Below are 6,873 nucleotides of genomic sequence, written 5' to 3' on the forward strand. Positions count from 1 at the left end.
AATACGATTGTGGCGTTGTAGCGGCGCGCTGCTTACTGAAAGTGATGACCGTGCTGACGACGAAACTCCGAAGGCGTCAGCCCCTTCAACGCCTTGAACTGCCGATTGAACAGCGCCAGCGACGAGTACCCTACTTCGTCGGCAATCAGCGAAACCGTCGTATTCCCCTGCATCAACAACGCACAGGCGTGTCCGACTCTTAGCCGTACGATGTAGTCCAACGCCGTGCAGCGCGTATGACGGCGGAACATCCGATGGAACGCCGACACACTGACGCACGCCATCTCGGCCAACGCTGGAATGCTGATGGCCTGGGCGTAGTGACCATGCAAATAATCCAGAACCCGGTGGATGCGCGGGTCTTCAACAATCTGGCTGCCAGCCTGCGAGTCCGACGCAGAGAGGATTCGCCTGGCATCGACGTCCCGCGTCAGTTTGCTCAACACGGTCAACAGCGCGATCAAACGCTCGGCCGGCTCCTGCTCAACCATCGCCTCGATCAGCGGCCGAATCTCCCGCGACGCTGCCGCACTGAAACTCAACGCCTGCCGCGCCGCCACAAGTAATTGCCGCAGCGACCCCATCTCCGGAAACAACGTCACCAGCGACTCCGCCCACGCCGCCGAAAACCAGATCACCAACGCCACATGCGGTTGCCCGGCGTCGACCCGCTCCGCCGACGACCAGCTATGCGGCACATTCGGCCCGACCAGAATCAGATCGCCGTCATCGTAAGCCGCGACGTCATTGCCGATATAGCGATGGCCACGACTGTTCAAGGTCAGCGTCAGTTCGTACTCGGGGTGGTGGTGCCACTCAAACGGAATTGCCCCTGGCAGGCGCCGGTTCAGCAGCGTCCAGGAGGCAGTGGCTTCGGTGGGGATTTTTTCGAAACTGGGTTTCATGGTGGACGATTCTGCTCTGTGGCGTGGGAGGCACGCCCCGATCGTATCACTCTGTTTACAACGGCAACGGTCGATCCTGCACCACGCGCTTCATCACCAGCGTCGAGGTCAGCCGCTGCACATTCGGCAAAGTCGAAAGGCACTCGTCATACAGGCGCTGAAACGCTGGCAAATCCTGAGCGATGACGTGCAGCAAATAATCCGGTTCGCCGAACAACCGTTGCGCATCCACCACCTGCGGAATCTCCACCAGCGCCGCCTCGAACGCCTCCACCGCTTGCCGGTCGCCTTCGCGCAACGTGGCGAAGACCATCGCGGAAAAGTTCAGGCCCAGCGCGGCGGGGTCGAGTTTTGCCCGGTAGCCGAGCAGCACCCCGGACTCTTCCAGCGCCCGCACGCGGCGGTGGCAGGGTGAAAGGCTCAGGCCCACGCGATCGGCCAGTTCGGTGACCGACAGCCGACCATCCTTTTGCAGCTCAGCAAGAATCTTCCGATCAGTTCTGTCCACGCAATAAAACCTTCTAATCTGATGCGCCATGACGACCATCTTTGGAAAAATATTCTAGCCGAGTTTGCTTATTCTCCCTCAACCAAAAACTGCCGCACCGCTGCAACCGGCGCGGCACTTGATTGATGGAAAACCAACATGAGCAAAGCAACGCCACGTCAACGGCCATGGGTGACGCCATGACCTTCAGCGTATTCGCCGCTTTCTGGGCGGTATCGATTCTGTTTGTGATCACCCCCGGCGCCGACTGGGCCTACGCGATTTCCGCAGGCTTGAAGCACCGCGTCGTACTCCCCGCCGTGGGCGGTCTGCTGTCCGGGCACTTACTCGCGACGCTGATTGTGGCGGCCGGGGTAGGCACGCTGATCGCCGGACATCCGCTGGCCCTGACAGCACTGACCGTAGCCGGCGCCGGTTACCTGCTGTGGCTGGGCGCCAATCTGTTCGCCCGCCCTTCCACTCCGCACGCCGCAGCGAGCCAGACCAGCGACTCATGGGCGCGCTGGGCCTTGAAGGGTCTTTGCGTGAGCGGGCTCAACCCGAAAGTGTTCTTGCTGTTTCTCGCCCTGTTGCCGCAATTCACCGACGCCGGCGCGCCGTGGCCCGTGCCGCTGCAAATGGTCGCGCTCGGCCTGGTGCATACCGCCAGTTGCGCGGTGATCTATCTGCTGGTCGGGTTTGGCTCACAGGTGGTACTGCGCGCCCGGCCTGCAGCGGCACGCAGGGTCAGTCGAGTTTCAGGGCTGATCATGATTGCGATTGCGCTGGGGCTGCTGATCGAACAGCTGCACGCCTGATTCTTCCTCCTGACGAGATCTGCCAATGACCGAACACACCTCACCCTACGACACCACTGCCCTAACCAAGCCGGCAACACGCCTGCGCATCCCGCAGCTCAAACAGATGAAAGTCGAAGGGCGCAAATGGGCGATGCTGACCGCGTACGACATGTACAGCGCAGTAATTTTCGAGGACGCCGGCATTCCCGTCCTGCTGGTCGGCGACTCAGCGTCCAACAACGTGTTTGGCAACGACTCGACCTTGGCCGTGACCGTCGACGAACTGCTCCCGCTGGTGCGCGCCGTCACCCGATCAACCCGGCGGGCCTTGGTCATCGCCGACCTGCCCTTCGGCTCGTACCAGGTTTCACCCGAACAATGCCTGCAAACCGCCGTGCGTTTCATGAAGGAGGCTGGCGCCCATGCGGTGAAGATCGAGGGCGGTGTCGAATTGCTGCCACACATCGCCAAGCTCAGCGTCTCGGGCATCCCGGTCATGGCCCACATCGGTTTCACCCCGCAGATGGAACATCAATTGGGCGGCTATCGTGTACAAGGTCGGGGCGAAGACGGGCAGCGCCTGATCGACAGCGCCAAAGCGCTGGAAGCCGCCGGCGCGTTCGCCCTGCTGATCGAAATGGTGCCCGGCGACGTTGGCGCAGCGATCACTCAAGCGGTGGCGATCCCCACTGTGGGCATCGGCGCCGGCAATCAGTGCGACGCGCAAGTGCTGGTCTGGCAAGACATGGCCGGCCTGCGCCAGGGACGTCTGCCGCGCTTCGTCAAACAGTACGCCGACCTGCGCAGCGTCCTGCAAACGGCGGCCAGAGACTTCGCCGACGACGTACAGGCCGGCACCTTCCCCGGCCCCGAACACACCTTTTAACCAACCGCCAGCAGCAGGAGGCCCCCATGCAAACCCCGAGACAACGCGCCGCCGAAGGCCTCAAGGTGGGCGACCGCTTCAACGTCGTCCGCCGTTTCACACCCGACGACGTCCATCACTTCGCGCAACTGTCCCGCGACTACAACCCCGTCCACTGCGACGCGCACTATGCGCAACTGCGAGCATTCAAAGCGCCGATCACCCACGGCCTGCTCACGGCCAGCCTGATGACCGAAATCGGCGGCCAGATCGGCTGGCTCGCCACCGGCATGAACCTCCAGTTCAAGCGCCCCGTCTATCCCGGCGAAACCATCACCTGCCACTGGCTCATCACCAGCATCGACGAGCGAGGCCACGCAACAGCCGAAGTCAGCGTCTTCAACGAACAACACATCACCGTGCTCGAAGCTATCACCACCGGCGTCCTGCCCGGCGCGCCAGAACGCGAATACATGAAACACATGCTGGCCGAGGGCGACCCTACCAATGGCGCGCGATGACGCGTTTAAACAGAGTTGTTTATATGACACCCGGTGTTACGTCCCCAAGGCTACAACGCCTTGCGCCATTGCCTACGACTACGCCAGAATCCGCCGGCTTGTGCGCCTAGAGTGCGGGTTCTATCGTGGGTCGGTCGCTGATAAAGCAGCGATCGGGTTTGGTAGCCCGGTTTCACACATGGCGCAAAACGTCACCTTACGCAGATGCCTTCTGGCGCCTGTGTTTTATGGTGGCCATGCGCAGGGCGCTTTCGAGCGCGCCGGTTTTTCCATGTGTGCCGGTCTACCAACCTTCGTAATGGCCACCACCCTCGTTTGGTAGCGAATGTGATGGTTCCCTTAGCCACATATGGAGCGTCACTATGTTCAAGGTCACACCAAACCCACCCGTAACCGAAACGGTCTCACCCTACGAATCCTCCGATTCCCGAAAACTCAGCGAAGCCGCCGAACGCGCCCTCGACCACTACCTGAACCCCGCCAGCCAAATCATGGCCACGCCCTACACACCCAACGCCATGTTCCTGGCCAACCCCAAAATCGCCACCGAGGAATTGCTGGCGAACGCCAGTGAATCACTGGGTTCGGCAACGGTGATGTTGGGGGATGTGGCCGCGCTGGTGGAGGGGCCGATTCGCAAGACGCTGCTGGGCATTGCGCAGGTGGTGATGCTGGGGGAACTGGCGGTGAATCAGGCGTTGGATAATGTTGTGCCGACGGCATAACGAACGCTCCCTCCTTGGCGGCGTTAAATAGGTCGCCACGGAGGGACTAACTAGAAACAGGAACGCGTTAGGCATCTGCCTTCAGGACGAACCGATAGGCGAATTCTCAGATTCCCAACATCTCGCTCCGAAAGCTCAAGATCGCCCTGCTATGGTTTGCAGCCTGCCTCTATGCCAGACTTCGACTGCCGTTACTTCTACAAGGATGTTCAAGATGTCGGGCAAACCTGCCGCTCGTATTACCGATCCCACGTCCTGCCCACTACCAGGGCACGGAGTCAACCCAATAGCCTCTGGGTCTCCAGACGTTTTCTTCGATGGCTTGGCTGCCGCACGACAGACTGACAAGAGCGCATGTGGAAGCGCAATTGTCGGAGACGTCGCCTCCACGGTTCTCATCAATGGCTTGCCCGCAGCAACCTTGGGTAGCACGGGGGCTCATGGCAACAATGTCATCAGTGGCTCCGGTACCGTAATCATTGGCAATTCGCATACTCCCGCGCCGTTTACGCCTCCACTGCCGTTAGTCCTGCCTAATACCTTTGGTCAATCATTCAGCGTGCTCAATAGCGAGACCGGTGAGCCATTGGCACTCAGGGATTTTGTTGCAACCATCGACGGGGTAAAAATCACGGGCGTCACGGATGCAAATGGAGTTGCTCACGTAAAGGCGCCATCGAAAGACTCAAAAATCTCTCTGCACGTCATATTTAATGCTCCGGCAAGAACACTCGACGAACTGTCGGAGGGGCAGTAATGGCTGACAATTTCTCAACGAAAGCGACCGCTCAAAAAATCAAACCCGGCGAGTTCATGTGCCCCATCCCGGTAAAAGTCGATGATCGTGCGGCGACACGCGAAGCGATCATTCAAAGCTTTCGAAAGGCAGGTGGCGTCTTTACCGAACGCTCTAGTTGGGGAGCGGCCAAGGCCAAACCTGACATGGAAAAGGATTGGGACTATTCAATGATTGCTCTGCATCATGCCGGGCGCTCATACGAATGCACTCCAGGCGGAAGCAAGCAGATGAAAGGCGTTCAATCCCATCACATGGGTAACGGCTTTGACGATATCGGCTACCACTATGGGATCGCTTGCGACGGAACGGTTCTCGAAGGCCGTGACATCAGGTTTCTAGGGTCGAACGTTCACCTGTTCAACACAGGCGTGATCGGAATAGTGCTTCTGGAAAACCTGACTACTGCAGAGGAAGGCGGAGACATCGTTGCGAAAGGCAGGGAAACCCTGGAGTACTTCGGGGTTAGCACAACAAATGTCATACCTGCGGCACAGATTGACTCGTTACTGCGATTGATCAAAGTGCTTAAAGACGTTTTTCTGATCAAGAATTTTGGCGGCCACCGGGAGTACCCCGGCCAAGTGAGTGAAGGGAAAATCTGCCCCGGCAACATTGGCATGGAGCTTGTCAGAAACATCCGCACCAAGACCGGACTTCTCCCACCACCGAAGCCAGGCGCGGAATGAAATATTTTATATTTGCAGGATTGGTCTCGCTTTTAATCATCCTGAACGTGGGCTTCTATAACGAAGTATCTGATGGTGAGGTCAATCGAGTTTTCTTCATTAAGAAGGATCCAAGCATGCGTGTGAAATTTACAAACATCCATGCAAACGATGGGAATTACCGTCGAGTAGAAAAACTCACGAACGAGCAAAGGCAGGACATCATTGACTATTGCAAATACAGATTAGGTATTGACACAAAAGTGTCAACACAAGCTGAAATTGAAATGTGCGCAAAGAGATAAAACAAGACAAGCCGAATAACTGGATGTTCATTCAACCTGTTCAGGAAGCAAAATCAGCGCTCGATCTGATTTTTGATTCCATCAATGGTATTTTCGGCCAATGAATCTATATCGCGGCTTCGTTTACCTGACATTACTTCTCTGCGCTGGCTGTGTAAAAACAGCCAACATCCCGCCCGCCGACCTTACTTTATCGTCTTTCGAATTAGGACCGAATAATCTTTTTACTGTGAAATTCACTTCAACAGTAGATTTGGCTAGCGCATTCAATGATTTCGAGAACTCTAATCAGCTCACGCCAACGCTGATCTGCTCACTAGACGGCGATATGGATTTTTCGTCCAAGCATTCAATCAATATAAAGGCTGAAGGCCTGGTGAATGCGAGCAGCCAAACCAGACCAAATTACACTTTCACCTCAGAGCTTGTTTTCTACAACGCTAGACCCTACGGGACGCAACTCGATCTGAATGATTACGAAGCCGTCCGACCGCTACTAGCCAATAAAGCTTTCATACCCTGCAAGGTACGCATTACCGCGTATGGATATAAAACCTATTACACAAAGTCATTGATCATTCCAACCACGAAAATGACAGAACAGATATTTAAGAAGCCTTAGATAAAACCTAAGCAAGAACAACCTGAAGTATCTGACTGCTGCTGGATATACCTGGGGGTTATTGGTCGAAAGGAAACCTGCCTCCAGTGGCGAGAGTGTCAGATTTTTTGTGTGCGGGCCGGTAATGGCCTGCCGTCAGGCAGGCCTTCATTTCACCAGTTCGGCCTGATGAATCGGTC

9 protein-coding genes are annotated in these 6,873 nt (G+C 56.9%); 7 read left to right on the plus strand and 2 right to left on the minus strand.

Annotated features, from left to right (window positions below; genetic code table 11):
- Positions 1-32: 32 nt before the first annotated feature.
- Both J1G18_RS22985 and J1G18_RS22990 read right to left on the minus strand, forming a co-directional pair.
- The gene (locus tag J1G18_RS22985; protein ID WP_098968368.1) at positions 33-905 is read right to left on the minus strand and encodes a helix-turn-helix domain-containing protein; all 873 of its coding nucleotides are present in this window, start codon (positions 903-905) and stop codon (positions 33-35) included.
- 55 nt (positions 906-960) lie between these two features.
- Positions 961-1,413 (minus strand): Lrp/AsnC family transcriptional regulator, encoded by a 453-nt coding sequence (locus J1G18_RS22990; protein WP_045122414.1) that lies wholly within the window; start codon positions 1,411-1,413, stop codon positions 961-963.
- 179 nt (positions 1,414-1,592) lie between these two features.
- On the opposite strand from J1G18_RS22990, the gene J1G18_RS22995 reads away from it, so the two are divergent.
- The 7 genes from J1G18_RS22995 to J1G18_RS23025 all read left to right on the plus strand — a co-directional run bounded on the left by J1G18_RS22995 (position 1,593) and on the right by J1G18_RS23025 (position 6,694).
- Positions 1,593-2,210, plus strand: a complete 618-nt coding sequence (locus J1G18_RS22995) for a LysE family translocator (protein ID WP_098968506.1) — start codon at positions 1,593-1,595, stop codon at positions 2,208-2,210.
- Positions 2,211-2,235: 25 nt separating this feature from the next.
- The gene (gene panB / locus J1G18_RS23000; RefSeq protein WP_003224363.1) at positions 2,236-3,078 is read left to right on the plus strand and encodes a 3-methyl-2-oxobutanoate hydroxymethyltransferase; all 843 of its coding nucleotides are present in this window, start codon (positions 2,236-2,238) and stop codon (positions 3,076-3,078) included.
- Between the two features lie 26 nt (positions 3,079-3,104).
- Positions 3,105-3,578 carry a MaoC family dehydratase gene (locus J1G18_RS23005; protein WP_098968367.1) on the plus strand — a complete coding sequence of 158 codons (474 nt, stop codon included), beginning with the start codon at positions 3,105-3,107 and terminating at the stop codon, positions 3,576-3,578.
- 362 nt (positions 3,579-3,940) lie between these two features.
- Positions 3,941-4,303, plus strand: coding sequence for a DUF6124 family protein (locus J1G18_RS23010; RefSeq protein ID WP_134786166.1), 363 nt, complete (start codon positions 3,941-3,943; stop codon positions 4,301-4,303).
- A 214-nt stretch (positions 4,304-4,517) separates the two neighbouring features.
- The gene (locus tag J1G18_RS23015) at positions 4,518-5,060 is read left to right on the plus strand and encodes a PAAR domain-containing protein (RefSeq protein ID WP_098968364.1); all 543 of its coding nucleotides are present in this window, start codon (positions 4,518-4,520) and stop codon (positions 5,058-5,060) included.
- A complete protein-coding gene (locus J1G18_RS23020) occupies positions 5,060-5,788 on the plus strand; it encodes a peptidoglycan recognition family protein (protein ID WP_098968363.1) in 729 nt (242 codons plus the stop codon). The genes J1G18_RS23015 and J1G18_RS23020 overlap by 1 nt, the downstream gene beginning before the upstream one ends.
- Positions 5,789-6,172: 384 nt before the next feature.
- Positions 6,173-6,694 (plus strand): hypothetical protein, encoded by a 522-nt coding sequence (locus J1G18_RS23025; RefSeq protein WP_098968361.1) that lies wholly within the window; start codon positions 6,173-6,175, stop codon positions 6,692-6,694.
- Positions 6,695-6,873: the final 179 nt, after the last annotated feature.

It is taken from the genome of Pseudomonas sp. MIS38 (assembly GCF_019891575.1).
GTDB classification, from domain to species: Bacteria; Pseudomonadota; Gammaproteobacteria; order Pseudomonadales; family Pseudomonadaceae; genus Aquipseudomonas; species Aquipseudomonas putida_A.